At 37.0% G+C, this 18,970-nt stretch carries 13 protein-coding genes; 6 read left to right on the top strand and 7 right to left on the bottom strand.

Features of this window, described 5'->3' with window-relative positions:
- Positions 1-355: 355 nt before the first annotated feature.
- The gene (gene lysA, locus BC008_RS40250) at positions 356-1,768 is read right to left on the bottom strand and encodes a diaminopimelate decarboxylase (protein ID WP_027842714.1); all 1,413 of its coding nucleotides are present in this window, start codon (positions 1,766-1,768) and stop codon (positions 356-358) included.
- A gap of 165 nt (positions 1,769-1,933) precedes the next feature.
- On the opposite strand from lysA, the gene rimI reads away from it, so the two are divergent.
- The 4 genes from rimI (at position 1,934) to BC008_RS40230 (ending at position 7,951) form a co-directional block, all read left to right on the top strand.
- Positions 1,934-2,488 (top strand): ribosomal protein S18-alanine N-acetyltransferase, encoded by a 555-nt coding sequence (gene rimI, locus BC008_RS40245; RefSeq protein WP_027842713.1) that lies wholly within the window; start codon positions 1,934-1,936, stop codon positions 2,486-2,488.
- Between the two features lie 435 nt (positions 2,489-2,923).
- Positions 2,924-5,392, top strand: a complete 2,469-nt coding sequence (locus BC008_RS40240; RefSeq protein WP_027842712.1) for an ATP-dependent Clp protease ATP-binding subunit — start codon at positions 2,924-2,926, stop codon at positions 5,390-5,392.
- Positions 5,393-5,771: 379 nt separating this feature from the next.
- Entirely contained in the window at positions 5,772-6,932 is a 1,161-nt protein-coding gene (locus tag BC008_RS40235) for an FIST signal transduction protein (RefSeq protein ID WP_027842711.1), read from the top strand.
- A gap of 5 nt (positions 6,933-6,937) precedes the next feature.
- Positions 6,938-7,951: a sensor histidine kinase gene (locus tag BC008_RS40230; protein WP_036265164.1), complete on the top strand. Its 1,014-nt coding sequence runs from the start codon at positions 6,938-6,940 to the stop codon at positions 7,949-7,951.
- A 35-nt stretch (positions 7,952-7,986) separates the two neighbouring features.
- On the opposite strand, the gene BC008_RS51910 is transcribed toward BC008_RS40230, so the two are convergent.
- The 4 genes from BC008_RS51910 to BC008_RS40210 all read right to left on the bottom strand — a co-directional run bounded on the left by BC008_RS51910 (position 7,987) and on the right by BC008_RS40210 (position 15,602).
- A complete protein-coding gene (locus BC008_RS51910) occupies positions 7,987-10,500 on the bottom strand; it encodes a hypothetical protein (RefSeq protein ID WP_027842709.1) in 2,514 nt (837 codons plus the stop codon).
- A 2-nt stretch (positions 10,501-10,502) separates the two neighbouring features.
- Complete coding sequence (locus BC008_RS40220; RefSeq protein WP_027842708.1) at positions 10,503-11,561, bottom strand: TniB family NTP-binding protein; 1,059 nt, start codon at positions 11,559-11,561, stop codon at positions 10,503-10,505.
- Between the two features lie 643 nt (positions 11,562-12,204).
- Positions 12,205-14,631 carry a DUF456 domain-containing protein gene (locus BC008_RS40215; protein WP_027842707.1) on the bottom strand — a complete coding sequence of 809 codons (2,427 nt, stop codon included), beginning with the start codon at positions 14,629-14,631 and terminating at the stop codon, positions 12,205-12,207.
- Positions 14,632-14,633: 2 nt separating this feature from the next.
- Complete coding sequence (locus tag BC008_RS40210) at positions 14,634-15,602, bottom strand: AAA-like domain-containing protein (RefSeq protein WP_235595946.1); 969 nt, start codon at positions 15,600-15,602, stop codon at positions 14,634-14,636.
- A 747-nt stretch (positions 15,603-16,349) separates the two neighbouring features.
- Between BC008_RS40210 and lepB the strand changes: the two genes are divergently transcribed.
- Positions 16,350-16,943, top strand: a complete 594-nt coding sequence (gene lepB, locus BC008_RS40205) for a signal peptidase I (protein WP_027842706.1) — start codon at positions 16,350-16,352, stop codon at positions 16,941-16,943.
- Between the two features lie 368 nt (positions 16,944-17,311).
- On the opposite strand, the gene BC008_RS40200 is transcribed toward lepB, so the two are convergent.
- Together BC008_RS40200 and BC008_RS40195 are read right to left on the bottom strand one after the other, a co-directional pair.
- Positions 17,312-17,845, bottom strand: coding sequence for a helix-hairpin-helix domain-containing protein (locus tag BC008_RS40200; RefSeq protein WP_027846137.1), 534 nt, complete (start codon positions 17,843-17,845; stop codon positions 17,312-17,314).
- A gap of 14 nt (positions 17,846-17,859) precedes the next feature.
- Complete coding sequence (locus BC008_RS40195; protein WP_027846136.1) at positions 17,860-18,234, bottom strand: NINE protein; 375 nt, start codon at positions 18,232-18,234, stop codon at positions 17,860-17,862.
- Between the two features lie 325 nt (positions 18,235-18,559).
- Here BC008_RS40195 and BC008_RS40190 point away from each other — a divergent pair, with 325 nt between their 5' ends.
- The gene (locus BC008_RS40190) at positions 18,560-18,883 is read left to right on the top strand and encodes a DUF1825 family protein (RefSeq protein ID WP_027846135.1); all 324 of its coding nucleotides are present in this window, start codon (positions 18,560-18,562) and stop codon (positions 18,881-18,883) included.
- Positions 18,884-18,970 lie beyond the last annotated feature (87 nt).

Here is an 18,970-nt window from a genome sequence, read left to right as displayed (position 1 = left end):
ACTTTTAAATGTAAACTCAGCTTTGTTGCTCTATCTTAGTATGAATCTCGGAAATCCCAGATGTAGTAATAAAAAATTCTGGAACAAGATTTTCCGTTTGTGGAACGGAAAAAGATCGTGCAACAGAAAAATATGATTTAGTACAGGGTAGCATCCCAATATTTCCCTTGCTGGAACAATACCTATGTAATTAGTAAGATTCCGTGTTGGTAACATTCGGGATATGCTTTTGCCCTTATCCGGAAGATTTAAAGTAAGACTTTGGAAAATGTATTCAATTCAAGTAATACTACTCAGGGTGACAAAACACCCTGTATTCAAAGCCTAAAAATTTTGACTAAACACTGCTTGTTAACTAGGAAAGCTTTTCCGGTAAGCAATCTTGTCGAACTAAGTCTTGATAGGTCTCACGACGCAAAATTAGATTTGCTTCGCCCAATTCTACCAAAACTGCTGCGGAACGAGGCAGACGGTTGTAGTTGGATGCCATGCTGTAATTGTAAGCACCAGTACCCATAACTACGAGAATATCTCCTGGTTCTGTTGTTGGCAGTGTAGCATCTTTGATTAAAACATCCCCCGATTCGCAGTGTTTGCCAGCAATTGTTACTGTTTCTGTAATTGGAGCGGACATTTTATTAGCAATTACAGCCCGATATACGGACTGGTACGTAATCGGACGGGGATTGTCCGACATTCCACCATCTACTGCAATATAGGTTCTAATTCCGGGAATTTTTTTGGAGGAACCAACAGTATATGCTGTTACACAAGTTGTACCAATGAGCGAACGCCCAGGTTCGCACAGTAATTTTGGCAAAGGTAAATTTTGAGTGTTACAGGTTTCTTCAATTGCTTCACAGATTGGTTTTACCCATTCTTCAATACTGGGCGGATCATCTGATTCTATATATGTTATTCCTAAACCACCACCTAAGTTTAACTCAGTGATATTTAAACCTTTGGAATTGGCATTTTGTAACCACTTAACCATTAATTGAGCTAAATCTCGGTGAGGTTGGCGTTCAAAAATTTGGGAACCAATGTGGGCGTGCAAGCCAACGCAATTGAGAATAGATTTATGTTTGTTAATTTCCTCGAATAATTCGTCCAAGTGATTTGGGTCAAAACCAAATTTACTATCCAGTTGCCCAGTACGGATGTATTCATGGGTATGACAATCAATTCCAGGGGTCAGACGCAACATGATTCTAATCGGCACTGATGACTCAGAACTATTATTTTTTCCGAGTTCAACCAAAAGGCTTAATTCATACCAGTTGTCTACTACAATGGTGCAACCAGACTCACTAGCATAAATTAGTTCTTCCCTAGACTTATTATTACTGTGGAAATAAATTTTGTCGGGAGTGACGCCGGCTGTTAATGCGGTGTAAAGTTCGCCACCGGATGCGACATCTATTCCTAATCCTTCACTAGCTACGATCGCACAAACTGCTAAACAATTCCAAGCTTTGGAAGCATATAATACTTGAGATTCACCCTTGTAATAATTCTGGAAACTATCCCGATATTGGCGACAAGCAGTTCGTAAGCTTTCCTCATCCAAAATATATAGTGGGGAACCAAACTGCTGTACTAATGTGACCACATCACAGCCGCCAATTTCTAAATGTCCTGAATTATTGGTTCTAGCTGTTAATGGCAATAATTGCTGATTTGGAGAAAGATTTTTGTTATCAGTGTTTTTTGGAGGTAAATACTTGTTACCAGAATCTTGAACCCCCGTAGGGTGAGTCGATACCATAATTGTCAGGATTATCCTTGTTTAAAATGTGGACGCTTATTGTCCATTTCCCGATTCTCAGTTTACCTTTAATGTTGAAAGGAGACACTCGTTCGCTTTTCTTGAAAAGGGCGTTCTTATGGTGTCTCATTGATTTTCAAGGACATTTCAAGTTTTGCCAACAGTGTGAAATCATTCAAATTAGAGATCAAAATTCTTTCTGCAGAGCATTTAGATGCGCTTGTAGAACTAGATCGTATCTGTTTTAACGGTCTGTGGAGTCGAGAAGCTTATCTTAGGGAGCTAGAAAGTTCAACTAGCAATTTAATGGGCTTATTTTCTCCTATTCATCCCTTACAACTTTTGGGAGTAGGTTGTTTTTGGTCAATTTTAGAAGAAGCACATATTACAATCTTGGCTGTCCATCCCCAACATCAGAACCAAGGTTTAGGACAAATGTTACTTTGTTTTCTGCTTCAGAAAGCTTATAAGCAGGGTTTAGAGCGAGCGACATTAGAAGTACGGCCTTCCAACATAGCAGCAATTTCTTTATATCAGAAATTTGGTTTTAAAACCGCAGGACGACGACGACGATATTACATTGATAACGGGGAAGACGCTTTAATTCTTTGGTTAGGGGATTTGAAACATACCCAATTCCAAAAAACTCTGGATACCTGGCAAGAATTATTTAGCGATCGCCTCAAAAATTCTAACTGGGAAATATTTCTTGAGAAGTAGTTTCATCTATAAGCAACAGAATTTTTACTTATAGGTTTTTTGTCTTCAACAAACTTTATCAAAGCTGTCATCTACCTGAGAAACAAGCTTAACGTTATTTTTTCTTATTAATATCGAATATAGTATAAATAATTAAAATTAAGTATTTCTGGTCATAGACGAAATTAAAATAAAATGATATGGAAAATATGGTAGATTTGACATATTAATTGCAACTAAATCTTAAAATTACTGGTTTATAGCTAGCAGTTAACCAAAAACGTAACGTTCGGGTTGATTTTAGTCACATACTGAGTACAAAATAATCACAAAAACATAGTGATTACACAGAGAAGAAAAGTAGAGGATAATGTGACCTCTTTATCTTTCTACAGACATTGAAAATATTAGCCTGTGCTAAAATCAGCGTACCGGCACGACGCAGGTAATGGGACAATGTTTGAACGCTTCACAGAAAAAGCCATTAAGGTCATAATGCTCGCCCAAGAGGAAGCAAGACGTTTGGGGCACAACTTTGTTGGAACCGAACAAATTCTCCTGGGTCTGATTGGTGAGGGTACGGGAGTGGCTGCAAAAGTACTGAAATCCATGGGGGTCAATCTTAAAGACGCCCGGATTGAGGTAGAAAAAATCATAGGCCGGGGTTCGGGTTTTGTCGCGGTGGAAATACCATTTACACCAAGGGCAAAACGAGTTTTAGAACTGTCCTTGGAAGAGGCACGCCAACTGGGGCACAATTACATTGGCACAGAGCATCTGTTGTTAGGCTTAATCCGAGAAGGAGAAGGTGTAGCAGCTAGAGTGCTAGAAAACCTGGGCGTGGATTTATCTAAGGTCCGAACTCAAGTTATCCGAATGTTGGGAGAAACCGCTGAGGTGGCTGCTACTGGTCAATCAGGACGGACGAAGACCCCAACCTTGGATGAATTCGGTTCAAACCTGACTCAAATGGCAGGGGATGGTAAGTTAGATCCAGTTGTAGGACGCGCTAAAGAAATCGAGCGTGTCATTCAAATTTTGGGTCGACGTACAAAAAACAACCCTGTCTTAATTGGGGAACCAGGTGTAGGTAAAACTGCAATAGCTGAAGGTTTAGCGCAGCGAATCGCCAATAAAGATGTTCCTGACATCTTAGAAGAAAAACGTGTAGTAACTCTGGATATTGGTTTGCTGGTAGCAGGAACCAAATATCGGGGTGAATTTGAAGAACGCCTGAAGAAAATTATGGACGAAATTCGTCAGGCGGGAAATGTAATTTTAGTAATAGACGAAGTACACACCCTCATTGGTGCGGGTGCGGCTGAGGGCGCAATTGATGCAGCCAATATCCTTAAGCCAGCTTTGGCGCGGGGAGAATTGCAGTGTATTGGTGCAACGACCTTAGACGAGTATCGCAAGCACATCGAACGAGATGCTGCTTTGGAACGTCGTTTCCAACCAGTCATGGTGGGTGAACCATCTGTAGAAGAAACCATAGAAATTCTTTATGGTCTGCGCGACCGTTACGAACAACATCATAAGTTAAAGATTTCTGACGATTCCTTAGTTGCGGCGGCAAAATTATCCGACCGTTACATTAGTGATCGTTATTTACCAGATAAAGCTATTGACTTAATTGATGAAGCCGGTTCTCGCGTCCGCTTAATTAATTCTCAGTTACCACCAGCAGCGAAGGAATTAGATAAAGAGCTACGACAAATCTTGAAGGAAAAGGACGATGCTGTCCGCTCCCAAGATTTTGACCGAGCTGGCGAATTGCGCGATCGAGAAATGGAAATTAAATCCGAAATTCGCGCCATTGCTCAGAGCAAATCTAATTCTGGTCGTGCAGAAGGTGAAGAACCTGTAGTCACAGAAGAAGACATTGCTCATATTGTCGCATCTTGGACTGGGGTTCCTGTGAACAAGCTAACGGAATCGGAATCCGAAAAGCTGTTACACATGGAAGACACCTTGCACCAGCGCCTGATCGGTCAAGAAGATGCTGTGAAAGCAGTATCTCGGGCTATTCGTCGCGCTCGCGTAGGTTTGAAAAATCCCAATCGACCCATTGCTAGCTTTATTTTTTCTGGTCCAACTGGTGTTGGTAAAACAGAATTAGCGAAGTCTTTGGCTTCCTACTTCTTTGGTTCTGAAGAAGCAATGATTCGCTTGGATATGTCCGAGTTCATGGAGCGTCATACTGTCAGCAAATTGATTGGTTCGCCTCCTGGTTATGTCGGATACAACGAAGGTGGTCAGCTAACAGAAGCTGTACGTCGCCGTCCTTATACAGTAGTACTATTCGATGAAATCGAAAAAGCACATCCCGATGTGTTTAATATGCTACTGCAAATCTTGGAAGATGGTAGATTAACGGATGCAAAAGGTAGAACAGTAGATTTTAAAAATACTTTACTAATTTTGACATCCAATATCGGTTCCAAGGTCATTGAAAAAGGTGGTGGCGGTATTGGTTTCGAGTTTGCGGATGATGCAAGCGAGTCCCAGTACAATAGAATTAAGTCTTTGGTTAATGAAGAACTTAAGCAATATTTCCGTCCAGAGTTCCTCAACCGACTTGATGAAATTATTGTCTTCCGTCAACTGAGCAAAGACGAGGTCAAAGAAATTGCCGAAATCATGCTCAAAGAGGTATTTGGTCGTCTGGGCGAAAAAGGTATCAACTTAGAAGTTACTGATCGCTTCAAAGATCGTTTGATCGAAGAAGGTTATAGTCCCAGCTACGGTGCAAGACCATTACGTCGGGCTATTATGCGCTTGTTAGAGGATAGTCTTGCGGAAGAAATTCTCTCTGGTCGCATTAAGGACGGTGATACAGCAGTAGTTGACGTGGATGAGGGCGGTAACATTAAAGTTACTGGTCGAGAAAATCAGGACTCTTTACCACAAGCTGTTTCTTAATTACCTGATGAGAATATGAGATTTAAAGTTTACTTTTGAATCTCTGATTCTTGAATTTTTAATAAATAAATAAAAAACGGTAGGGATACTAATATCTCTACCGTTTTTTGTCGCAATTTATAGCACTATCTTTTCTGGTTAGATTTCCTGTTTCCACGTTCCCTGTCTTGGTCAGCATTCCGGCTGCGCCGGATTGCGCCTATCGGCGGCGCTGTTCCCTTTTAAGTAAAACATGATGTTCTAACTTATCTTCTTACTGCTATAAAAACCATAAATATTGTGCAAACAACAATACTCTCGATTCTGAAATGGGAAAAATAATCTCAGAATGATTGTGAAATACCCATATTTGTACTTGGAAAAATAAACGAGAGAATTTATGTTCAAAGTAGCAGTCGGTCATAGCAACGACCCAGATTCCGATTGTGCGATTGCTGAAGTTCTGGAACAGTGTCAAAAATCTTTAGCAGGAAAAATACCAAATGCGGGAATCTTATTTGCTGCGATTGATTTTGACCACAATCTGATTTTGCAAGAAATCGATCAAGTATTTCCAGGAATTGAGTTAATCGGAGGAACAACGGATGGAGAAATTTCCTCTGTATTAGGTTTTGAACAAGATTCGCTAACTTTAACGGTATTTTGTACGGATAATACAAATCTGAAAATATTAGCTGGTATTGGAGAAAATGTTTCTCTAAATCCGGTTGCTGCAACTTCTAGAGCGGTCGAACAAGCACTCAGCAAAAGCAGCAATCTAGCAGCCACAATATGTTTAACCATTCCCGAGACTCTGGGTAGTAGCGGAGTATCGATTTTGAATGGATTAAAGTTAGCTTTGGGACAACAAGTACCAATTTTTGGTGGTTTAGCAGCGGACCAAAATCGATTTCAACAAACTTATCAATTCTTTAAAACTAAAGTTTTCAGTGATTCCGTACCAGTTTTGTTATTCTGTGGAGAATTACTTTTTTCCCATGGAGTCGCAAGTGGTTGGAATCCCATAGGTAAAAAAAGTCTAGTAACTTCAGCCGATAAACATATCGTTTATGAAATTGATGGTGAACCAGCTTTACATTTTTACCACCGATATTTGGGTTCCTTAACACCTGCTGCTGAATATCCTCTGGCTATTTATGGGGATGTTACAGAGCAATTTTACATGAGAGCTCCTAAAACTCACGATTCTTCTAACGGTAGTATTACTTTTTTTGCTGATGTTCCCAATCAAGCATTAGTACAAATTACACAAGCAAGTTGTGATGATATTCTCACAGCTTCAAAAATATCAATGACAAATGCATTAGAAAATTATCCCGGTGTAGAACCCAAAGTAGTTTTGTTTTTTTCCTGCGCCTCAAGAAGACAAATTCTCGGTACTCGTGCTCGAGAAGAATATCAAATTGCTAAAAGTTGTTTGAAAATAGAACTACCTTGTTGTGGTTTCTATGCAAATGGTGAAATTTCTCCCAATTCGGGTTCTAATTGGACTTATTTCCATAATGAAACATTTGTGACTTTAATGTTAGGAGAAAAATAAACGAAATGACCATCGCAACGAATTTAGAACAAAAAATAAAAGATTTAGAAAAAGCTAATCGTATTCTTCAAAAAAAGCTCCAACGTTCTGAAGCTGATAGAATAAATTTAGAAGAGAATAATCACAAAAAAGAATCTTTGCTCAAACAGGTTATTAAAGAGTTTAAAACAACTCAATTACAACTAGTTCACAATGAGAAAATGTCTTCCTTAGGTCAATTAGTTGCAGGAGTTGCTCATGAAATTAATAATCCTGTTAACTTTATTCATGGTAATATTTTTCATGCCCGTGAATACATATTAGACCTACTTAGATTAGTCAAAACTTACGAGCAAACATATTCAGATATTTCACCAGAAATTAAAGATTTAGGCGAAGAGATAGATTTAGAATTCATTCATCAAGATTTGCCAAAACTAATAAATTCTATGCAAATAGGGGCTGAGAGAATTCGTGAAATTGTTAATTCTCTCCGTACCTTTTCTCGTTTAGATGAAGCAGAAGTCAAAGCTGTCGATATTCATGAGGGGATAGACAGCACACTTATGATTTTACAAAACCGTTTAAAAGCTAAAAATGAACAAACTCAGAACATTGAAGTTAGAAAATATTACGGCGAACTGCCAAAAATTCAATGTTATGCTGGACAACTCAATCAGGTATTCATGAATATCATTGCTAATGCGATCGATGCTTTGCAAGAAATGGAAAATAATAAAAATAAGCAGGAAAATCAGTTACTGACAATATCCATTCACACCTCAGTGCTCGCAAATCATCGAGTAGCAATAAAAATAATAGATAATGGGTCGGGAATTCCCGAAGAAATTCAAAAAAATATTTTTAATCCCTTTTTCACTACAAAACCTGTAGGTCAGGGAACCGGTTTAGGGATGTCAATTAGCCATCAAATTATTACAGAAATGCACGATGGTTCTCTAACCTGTAGTTCAGAGATAGGAAAAGGAACTTGTTTTACCATTGAAATTCCGGTTAAACATGGTTGTTATTCCAGTTAATTCAAGTTGTTGACTTGGAAATAAAAATATATTTATTAAATTTCTTCTGACACCATTTTTTCTACATATTTCTGGACTAAAGGAACTTGGAAGCTTACTGGTGGAATTTCATCTTGATTTTTGATTGTAATCTTGTCTACTTCCAAAATCTCTTTTCTTACTAACGAGTTTATTACTGATTTATCCGAAATTTTCAGAGGTTTCCCTTGAACTAAATTCTGAAGCGATCGCTGTTCTTTATCATTAAGACTTGTCCATGAATATCGGAAATATAAGTCTCCTCGTTCTAAAACTATGGGTATAACCTTTTCCACATCTTCTTGGTTAGCTTTGGAAATCTCTGCATCTCTGCCATTTTTTCTAATATCTTTATTAAGTAATTCTACTATTTCGTAGCAAACTAGCTGAACTAAATAAGGTTGACAGCGAGTTAAATGGAGAATCCGATTCACAGCATCTTCTTCATAGATGTCAGGAAAATCTGGTATGGGCTTAGTAATTAATTCTTTTGCTTCTAATTCTTTAAGGTAGGTAATCCGAATAGCATGAGCATTAATTAGGTAATTACTCCAATAAATAGGAAGTTCATCAAGTAAGTGGGACCCACAAAAGAGTAAAATCCAATTATTATAGTCTTGCAAAATGTGACGAATAAAATTGAGAGGTGCGTAACTGTTGGTAGATTTCACTAATTGATCCAAGCATTCATATTCGTCAAAACATAAGAGAAATCTTTTCTCAGGAAATTTGTTCTCTATTTTCCTAAACCATTTTTGTAATATAGGAAATGGATCTTGAGCTAACTTGTCCAAATTCAATTCTGGTAAATCAATACTTTGGCGTAAGCGTCGCGTTCCTTCAATAATTTCCTCTACTAAAAACTCTGCAAACCCGCTTAGGGTTGTTGCAGATGCTGCTCCTTGAATATCTACTCGTAATGGTAATAGGTTAGCACTAAGTTTTACTGGCAGATATTTGAGAGTTGAAGTTTTGCCACTGCGACGTCCACCATACAACAATAAAACTGGTGCTTGTTCTTGGGATGTTGACGCCTCTATTTCGTGAAATAAATCAACTCTTCCTTTGAAACGACTCTTTGCAATATTAGGATCTAAAGCGTTTCCAGGAATATAAACCTGTCGAATTTCCTGGGAAGCCTTAGCACTATCTTTCAATAGATCTTTTTTTGACTGTAGAATTTCTCTCCAACTTTGAGCGATTTTGCCAATATAGGTAGCTATTTGCGGCTCGCTAACTAAGGAAATATTATGGAATACTTCTTCTAACGAAATTACATTTTTTTCTAGTAATTTATATCTGAGGTAATCAGAGGGTATTTCGAAATATTGGTGGACGTCCTTCGCTATGTCTAGAAGTCGGCGTAGTGTCCATTCAATATGTTTAGAAGAATTCGAATGAATCCAAGCCACTTCCTCTTTATTCGCAGTATTTGCAATATCCTCTATAGTTTGACATTGATTGAGAGTATACAGAGCTATTTGCAAATTAGCTTTAAATGCTACTTTTTGTTGATTAGTGGAAGTCGTTAAATATTTAATAGTTGTATTTGCTATTTCAGTATTTTCTTTATAAGTATCCATAATCATTTCAACCATAAAAGGTAAGGGAAATATAATTTTTTCATCGAAGCGGGATGGTAAATATCCAATCCAGTATGATGCTTTTCCACCTCTAGAGAAGACAAATAAGGCGGACATACATAGTAATTCTGCAATCCATACAATGATTGGAACCAAGAGAAATACACCACCCCAGATCATAATTATTCTTTGGTCAGGAGCATCTGCTAGTGCCAAACAGGATACCAAACTTAATGCTGTACCAGCAGTTACACCTAATGCGACACCAGAAGCTACACCTGATACCACAATCCATGCTATGCACCATATTACAAGCCACGATGCAACAAAAATCCAGGTTGAACTCCATTCAACACCTAATAAAATAGCTAAGAATAATAAAATACCTAATACCCTTGCCCACTTCATACCCCATTCCCAACCCAAAGATACACCCCACGCTGTTCCTAAAAATACTCCCCATATAGCAGGGAACCATTGATTAGTAACAAGCAGAGTTATTAGAGAGTATGGTGTCAAACCCAAAAGTAATATAACGACTACAAAAATAAATAAAATACCAAAAGAGAACTCAAACCACTTTTCTAGTCTTTGATTATCACTACGCGCAAACCATAAGCCTAACAACCAACCCATCCAAAAAAAACAAGTATGAGTCCAATTAAAGCCATTTACTGGCAAAACTTCATACACTAAACCAAGTAATAGTGCAGCCAAAATTGGTATTAAAGCAGTTACACACCAAACTTGATTAGCGTAATTCTGCAAGCGGGGATTATTAGAAAAATCAGCTTTCAGTTTGAAAGGATTATCTGCAGGTTTTAACTCTGGATGAATCTCTAGTAACCAGTTAGCAAATGTATAGGGTTTTAAATAAGACCACCAAAGAATACGAACACACTGAATCAAATAAATCCAAAATTTAGTCAATGGTAATTCTTGAGTCATAACTAATTTCCAATCTCAAATAGTTCATTAAAAAATTTTTGTATTAAATCACTAACTTCCAACTTATCTAAGCAAATAAGAACTATAGAAATCAATAAAGCAATCCCGATAATTGCCTTGTGAAACTTATCAAAAAAATCACCAACATCGAAGGAAAACTTACCTAAGGAAGAGAATATACTCAATAATTTATCCCAATGATTTAATTTTAGGAAAGTAATCTTACTTTGTCTAACATTTATATTTTTTATAAACTTAATTCTTGCCCATTTTATATCCCTACCTTGTTGACGTGCTTCCCATAAATAAAAACAGGATAATTGTAATTTATAAGGATGTAATTCGCCCCATTCTATCGCTTTTTTTTGTTCGTTTAAATGTAGCTCTGCTGATATTTTGTTTTTACTAATAAGTGATGTAATCTTTATCGCTTCATCTTCTGTTAATTTTCCTAATTCTAAAGTATGACCAATATTGAAAAAAGGAGAACTTAATTCTTTCTCACGAGCATAATCTGCAAGACTTCTACGTGATGCTATTACTAGCATTAAAGCGCTATCATCCATTAAGTAGCGTAAATGGTCATAAAATCCCTTATCAAATTTTTGTGGGCGTTCCAATAATCGACCAAAATCATCCAAGCAAATAACTGGTAATATTTTCTTCTCTTGAAAACTCCTGATTATCCTAGAAAATTTTCTACGATTGATAGATTTATTTAGAAAAGTTTTTTTTAGATAAATGAGTGGTTGATTTGAACTTTCTACTAAATTATCTACTACTTCTTCATAAAAATCCCCTTCTGTTTGACAACGAGAGAGTGATAAATAAATTACGATATATTTTTCATCGTTTATAACTCTTTCTCTCCAAGTTTGATAAAAATGATAAAGAAGAGAGGATTTACCAATTTTTTTCTCACCGATAATATTGATACTTATCGGCTGTATTCCTGTCATTCTATTTACAATAGCTCTCATCTCATCTTCACGACCTACAAATAATCGGCGATCCTTAAGAATTCCATCTATTACAAAGGGATTGCGATAATTAATATTCATATTAAGAAAGTAATTTTGAATAGAATACTTTTGTATCTCAACTTTGCATTTACCCTTTCATTACAGGTTTAATGCATTCTTTTAACTCATATTTATGAATGTAAAATGCATCCTATATGACAAAATTAAAATTTTTATGGAAGCTTAGAGAATTATTAGTACACCAGAAAAAATACATTCATGCTATCTTTTACTCCGATATATAAAGACTTACATAAATACGACTATATAATCAAGTTAATAAAGTGATTTATCCTTTTAAATCCTCTTTTTTAAAAAGTATTTATTCACTCATATATATGCTGATTGAATATTCTTTTTATTTGTCTGAGGAATGTATAAAATTTGATTTTTATTCATTTATGATGTAATGAATCGTTTGCGTAGCGTTTACATTTAGGAAAAAGTAATAGTATTATCTAACTTTTTTTGATTATTTTATTCGCAATGATAACTTATTATTAAATCCTAAAAATTAGTATAATTCCGTTATTATCGTAGCTGATTTTTTATTTGGTCAGTAATATTTTCTCACTAGATTATTCAAAATAAAAATATGATATTCATTCGGGCACACTGATGTGTGCCCCTATAGTTTATAAATTATGAGAATAATTGCTTTTGAAGCATCCCTTATAATTCTCTAAGACATTTCCACATACTTCCGGAATAAAGGCACATTGAAACTTAATTTTCCAAATAAGTCAGTATTTATTCCAAACACAGCTTCTTGCTTTAAGACTTCTTTCCGTACTAGCGATCGCACTATTAATTTATCTTCACGTTTGGGTTTCTCACCGTCTGATAGGCGATAGAGGAAGTTTTTTTCTTCATCTGTAAAACGAGACCATTGTTCTCGAAAATATTGATCGCCCCGTTCTATAACTACAGGGATAACGGCTTTAACGTCTTCTAACGAAGCTCTTGTTATACCGCGAACTCTTTTTTCCTTTTTAATTATTTCATTTAGTCGCTCTATCAATTCAAAACATACTAATTGAACTAGATATGGCTGACAATGAGTAACCTTAATAATTTCATCTACAGCGTCATTTTCATAAATGGTATGGGAAAAATCCTTAACGGGACGCAAAATTAAATCTCGTGCTTCCGACTCTTCTAAAAAAGTCATTCGCAAAGCGCGGGTATTAATTAAGTAATCACTCCAATAAGGTGGTTGTTCTGATAACTCGTGGGAACCACTAAATAATAGAGTCCAAGCAGGCATATGCTGTAGAATATGGCGTAAAAAATTAAGTGGAGCTTTAGTACCTGTTGCTTCGATTATTTCACTTAATCTTTCATATTCATCTAAGCACAGAAGAAATCTTTTATTTGGAACAACACGTTCTATTTGTAATAACCAATCTTGAAGAGCTAAAAATGGCTCTTTTTCTAACTTTCTCTGATTTGGTTCTGGTAAATTTAAACGTCGGGGTAAGCGCTTTGCAGATTGAACAATTTGTTTTGCTATTTGTTCTGCTAAACCTGTAAGAGTCGTTGCAGCAGCTGCTCCTTGAATATCAATTAGTAAAGGTATAAGATTAGCTCCTACCCTACGCGGTAGGTATTTAAGAGCCGAAGTTTTTCCGGTACGACGTCCTCCGTAAAGTAGTAATGCAGGTGGTGGGTCTAAAAGGGCTATAGTTTCAATTTCCTGAAATATTTTGTGTCTCCCTTTAAAACGTTCTTGGGCTTTGTCAGGATCTAAAGCACTACCAGGGATATATACTTGTCGAATTTCCTCTGACTCAATTGTCTCTTTTCTCCATTCATCTTTTCGTGCTGTCATTAGTTCTAGCCACCGTTCAGCTATACTCCCGAACGTCGCAGCCAAACGAGAATTTCGTTCTCTAGCTAATTTATCGGTAACTTCTCGTAAGTTACAAATCGAATCTTGCAGGGTTTGATAACCACGATAGGTGGAACTAGCATGAATCGCAGAATTAACATTCTGGCTAACATCTAAAAAACTGGGTACTACCCAATTTTTATCTTGAGATATTGGTAAAGGAGTCCAATCGAGTTGATTTGCAACTTTTGCAATATCGTCAATAGTTTCACATTTTTTGAGGCTATGCAAAGCAATTGTAGCGATCGCATCTGCTGCTACCCTTTGTTGGCTTGTAGAATTAATTAAATAATCGATTGTTTCACGTGCAATCGCTTGGTTTTGAAGATAAGCATTCGCAATCATCTGCGCCATAAAAGGTAACGGTATGATGATACGTTGGTCGAAACGAACTGGTAAGTAAAGTAATAATGATGCGGCATCAGTACGTAGGGAAATTAAAAATAATACTGACATCCAAATAACTTCTACAAACCAAACAATAACGGGAACTAGAAGAAATAATATCCCCAAACATTCAACTAACTTCGGGTCAGAATCTACTCCCCAACCAACTCCGAATAATACTCCCAGTGCAAAGCCCAGTACTACACCTGAAGTTGCGCCAGAAGCAACTATCCAGCCTACGCGCCAAGCCAAACGCCATTTAATCAGACTCAATAAAAGGACAAATATAATCCCTAATATTAATACCAATGCAACCCCTAAAATCATTCCCCATCCGATACCCCAAGCAACTCCCCAAGCAATACCTAAAGCAGCACCCCAACCTATAACTTGAACCTCAGAAGGTACTAAAAACTGAGCAACGATTAGTATTGCAAGTACAAATACGAAAAGTCCTTTAAACCATGTCTCTAGTCTCTGATTCTCGCTCCGTGCTAAGCCTAAACCAATCCACCAACCTACAAAAAAAAGCAAGCTCAATACCCAGTTAAAATTACCAAGTGTTGTCTGTATTAATAATCCTATGGGTACAACAACTATAAGAGGAACTACAGCCGTTATCCACCAAACTTGCTCTGCGTATTTTTTTAAAGGAGGGTTATTTGCGAAATCAGCTTGATATTTAAAGGGATTATCTTTTGGTTTTAATTCTGGGTGTATTTCAGCGAGCCAATTTTGGAAGCTATAGGGCTGAAAGTATGAACTATAAAGAATACGTATGCATTCACTTAGATAGGTCTGAACATTTGATATGAATATACTCTGAGTCATAACTATCTCCCTATTAAATCTCGAAAGTATTTGACAAAAGTCTCCACAGGTAAAACTTTCACCACGACCAAAATCAACAAACTTAAAATAACTAATCCAATAATGCTTTTAGTAAAATTTTCTAAAGTCTCAACAAATCCCCCTATGATTATTGGTAGTTTTTTAAACCACCAAAAAATATTATTTTTCTCGGGTTTTTCTTTTTTCAAAAAGTAAGGTAGATGAGGCGATTTTCTTTTTTTCTCTTGCTCAAATAATTTTTTCTGTTGTTCAAATTGTTTTTTTGCCCATTTGATACCCTTATGGTTGTAACGAGATTCCCATAAATAAGAGGCGGCTAATTGCAATAAATAAGGATGACATTTTCCCCAAGAATATACACATTTCTGCTCCTCAGTATTTAAAAGTGGCTTTTTATCATTTGCAGTCATATCAGATAATTTTGTGAGTTCAATGGCTTCATCTGATGTAAATTCACTTAATTTGATAGTATGACCGACATTGAAAAAGCGAGACACAAAACGATACTTATCTGCATAAATATTCAGAGTTTCACAAGATGCTAAGATAAGCATCAGAACATTGTTATCCATTAAAGAACGTAAATTATCATAGAAACCATTGTCGAATTCCTTAGGATATTTCAAAAGATTTTCAAAATCATCTAGACAAAGAACTGGGAGCAAACCTTGATGTTCAAATTCTGCTATTGCTGTAGAAAATCCAATTCTATCGAGAGATTTTTTTTGCAAGAGCTCTTTTAAAATAGGTTTTGCTTGTACCCCAGAACAACTCAATAAATCTTGAGCGATAATTCCATAAAAATTTTCTTCTTTTTGGCAATATGCTTTTTTTAGGGATATATAAATAACTACATATTTATTCGGATTTCTCACCTTTGAGTGCCAAATCACAGAGAAGTAATACAGCAGAGAAGATTTACCAATTTGTGTTTCACCAACAATACTCACACTAGTTGGTTGCACGCCACTCATTCGAGAAAATATTGCTTGTAACTCTTCTTTTCGACCTACAAACAATTGTGGGTTTTGTAGCTTTGGACCGGCCACAAATGGGTTGGTTGGATGCATTTCGATAATTCGTAACTTTTGATACTGATTATAATTTTTATCTTTTCAAGTACATGTCTAGAGAGCAACAATCAAGCAAATAGCGAATTTTGAGTCATATAGAGCGTTAAGAGCTTTATAAGAATGAAATATTATATTTTTATTATTAATTCTTCTCAAGTAAACAGGTTAGGACAAAAATTCTTATTCTGTTGGTAATAAGCTATATTTGTTGAAATCGGGTCAGATTATTACTTGTAGTTGGTTATTTAAACAAGTGAAGTGATTTAGACAAGTAAAAATCAAACAAGTAAAAATCAAACAAGTAAAAATCAAACAAGTAACAACTGGCTTCATTGCATAAATTTTGAACTGAATAAAATCCAAGACAAAGCATTAATAACACTGATCGCAAGGTTGTTTGTCAATTGACCTGATCAGAAGAAGAATGTAAAACTGAAATTTGCTGAAAAGCTTAGTTTATAATTTCATAGGTCCAGTTAGGCTCAGAGAAAATATAGAAAATATTAAAAGTTATCTAAGTATTACTACTCACAAAAGAGACAAGGTGTAAAGTCGGCATGGCAAAGAAGCATACCTTTAGCTTCAAAATAATCAAGGTATCTGTTTAATTTTTGAATATGTATTATGAATTCTAAAGAAAGTGAATCAAAAAAAGTAGCCCTCAATCGATGGAACAGTCTGCGAGAAAACCTAATCGTAATTGGTATTGCTTTATTATTAGCGTTTTTAATTCGTACTTTTATCGCTGAACCTCGATTGATCCCTACAGGTTCAATGCTTCCAACTTTACATACTGGCGATCGCCTAATTATAGAAAAAATATCCTATCGTTTTCATCCACCAAAAATTGGTGACATTATAGTTTTTTTGCCACCAGAAAGATTACAGCGTCAAGGATTTGAGAAGGACCAAGCCTTTATTAAACGAATAATTGGCGAACCGGGAAAAACGGTTGCGATAAAAGATGGCACAGTATTTCTTAACAATGAACCCTTGGAAGAAAACTACATTGCCGAAGCTCCAGAACGTCCTTACCCGGACAGAGAAAATCCACAATTTTGTCAACAGCAGCTAGTTCCAACTAATGAATTTTTTGTTTTGGGGGACAATCGTAACGATAGTCGAGATTCCCGCTATTGGTGTTTCGTTCCCAAAGAAAATATCATTGGTCGCGCAGTATTTCGGTTTTGGCCTTTTGATCGCATTGGATCGACTTGATGCTTGGGGATAGCACTGCATGCCGCCGCTGAGAAGGTGCTGCGCGTTTGGACGCATCCTACGGATGAACGTGGCGCAATACCTACGGTACACTGCGTTAGCAGCCGCGCGTTCTTAGCGGCATATGGGGACTGGGTACTGGGGACTGGGGATTGGTGACTAGTAACTCCTCCCTACTCATTACTGTACGCTGTGTACACTTACGTGTCCCGCTAGACCGCGCGCCACGAGCGGCGAATGCTAACGCGCCCCCCTGTTCGCTGTAAGCGCATCCAAGATGCACCTGCGGTGAACGCTAACATTACTTGTTACTTATTACTTATTACTTATTACTTATTACTCATTACTCATTACCCATTACCTGATCGCTAAAATCTCAAAAAATACATCAGTTGGGCAATTACATCAGCGGGTAGCTTTAGGCGTCGCTTAAAATCTGCTAAATTTCGGTAAGGCCCTGCCGATAAACGGTTTTCTACTATACCTTGCGCCAAAGATAGATCGACAAAAGGTATTTTTGCCAAACTCTCTACGTCTGCTGTGTTGGGATTGATTAAGTGAACTGGGCTATCTAAAGATTCTTCATCGTAATAAGTAAAACTAAGAATCGGTTTGAGTACCTCTAATCTTTGTATTGGCATACTCAAAGCCGCTGCTATATCTTCTATACAGTAAAATTTTACCCCTCCAGCCGCTAATTCAACTAAAGAGCGAGCTTGGTGAATTGACAAACCGGGTAATCGCAACCAATCATCTACCGTTGCTTGATTAACATCGATACGGATACCAACTTGAGCCGCGATCGCAATTTCTTCAGCAGATTGTAGCCGATAATATGGATCGTTAAGTAATTTGGAACGCAATCTCTGTAGTCTGGGATTTAATGGCAACCAATTATTCACGATGCTCTTTGGATTCAAGATATTTCATCTAGCAGTTGGCGGCGTTTTTGCTCAAATTCATATTCAGATATTAATCCATCTTGGCGTAGAGAATCTAGTTCTCGCAAAGCCTCAGCTACAGATGATACCTGCTGACCGGTTTGTTTGAAACTTTTAACAGCGGATTTACCCAAATTAAAATTGCGATCAAAAGCTTCTTCATCTTGAGCTAAATACCAAACCCCTTCGATTGCACTGGCAACTTTGGGAATTGGGGTCCAAGATAGTAACACGTATAAAATACCCCACAGGGGTTGTCCTAAATAAAATTTATGCAATCCTGAAATTGTCAATGTTCCTGAAAAAGCTAGAATTGCAGCAATACTTCGACTTTTGCGCTGATTAAACATTTCCCTTTATAAATTTGTTTGTTGGTGGGGATTAGGGATTAGGGACTGGGGATTGGGGGGGATTGGTGAATGAATTTTTACGTCACATGCTTGACGTAGACGCTAAATCCATATGAGACTTGCAGCCTTATTGCGGAATTACCCTGACCCTATTACCCAGTCGCTAGTCGCCAATCCCCCATAAAACAGTCAAGTGTTGATATCTGGGTAAAAAACAGTACCCGAAAACGAACTTGTTCACCTTTATGAATTGCCTACACTAGAATAAAACTAGTGGGAAAATTAAAAGCTGCTGGGTATTGTCGCTCAGGTTATATAAAGCAAAATGGGATTCTTCGACTCTGATATAGTACAACAAGAAGCAAAACAACTTTTTGAAGACTACCAAGGACTAATCAAACTTGGTAATAGTTACGGCAAGTTCGATCGAGAAGGCAAAAAGCTGTTCATCGAACAAATGGAAGCAATGATGGAACGCTATCGAGTGTTCATGAAACGTTTTGAGTTGTCCGAAGATTTTATGGCGCAAATGACCATGGAACAACTCAAAACTCAACTGGGTCAGTTTGGGGTTACCCCCCAACAAATGTTCGATCAAATGAACTCGACATTGGAAAGAATGAAAGCTGAGTTAGATCGGCAAAATTAGTTTTAACAGTAGATAATAAAAATTAGGACGTCGTATTTTGCCTGAAAGGGAACAGGGAACAGCGCGACTACCAAGCAACAACGCAAG

This window comes from Mastigocoleus testarum BC008 (assembly GCF_001456025.1).
GTDB lineage: Bacteria > Cyanobacteriota > Cyanobacteriia > Cyanobacteriales > Nostocaceae > Mastigocoleus > Mastigocoleus testarum.
This window is presented reverse-complemented; position numbering and strand designations above follow the sequence as displayed.

Coding starts and splice junctions, on each gene's coding strand:
- BC008_RS40215 (WP_027842707.1), bottom strand. CDS start 14,631: ATGACTCAGAGTATATTCATATCAAATGTTCAGACCTATCTAAGTGAA.
- lepB (WP_027842706.1), top strand. CDS start 16,350: ATGAATTCTAAAGAAAGTGAATCAAAAAAAGTAGCCCTCAATCGATGG.
- BC008_RS40195 (WP_027846136.1), bottom strand. CDS start 18,234: ATGTTTAATCAGCGCAAAAGTCGAAGTATTGCTGCAATTCTAGCTTTT.
- lysA (WP_027842714.1), bottom strand. CDS start 1,768: ATGGTATCGACTCACCCTACGGGGGTTCAAGATTCTGGTAACAAGTAT.
- BC008_RS40240 (WP_027842712.1), top strand. CDS start 2,924: ATGTTTGAACGCTTCACAGAAAAAGCCATTAAGGTCATAATGCTCGCC.
- BC008_RS40235 (WP_027842711.1), top strand. CDS start 5,772: ATGTTCAAAGTAGCAGTCGGTCATAGCAACGACCCAGATTCCGATTGT.
- BC008_RS51910 (WP_027842709.1), bottom strand. CDS start 10,500: ATGACTCAAGAATTACCATTGACTAAATTTTGGATTTATTTGATTCAG.
- BC008_RS40230 (WP_036265164.1), top strand. CDS start 6,938: ATGACCATCGCAACGAATTTAGAACAAAAAATAAAAGATTTAGAAAAA.
- BC008_RS40190 (WP_027846135.1), top strand. CDS start 18,560: ATGGGATTCTTCGACTCTGATATAGTACAACAAGAAGCAAAACAACTT.
- BC008_RS40220 (WP_027842708.1), bottom strand. CDS start 11,561: ATGAATATTAATTATCGCAATCCCTTTGTAATAGATGGAATTCTTAAG.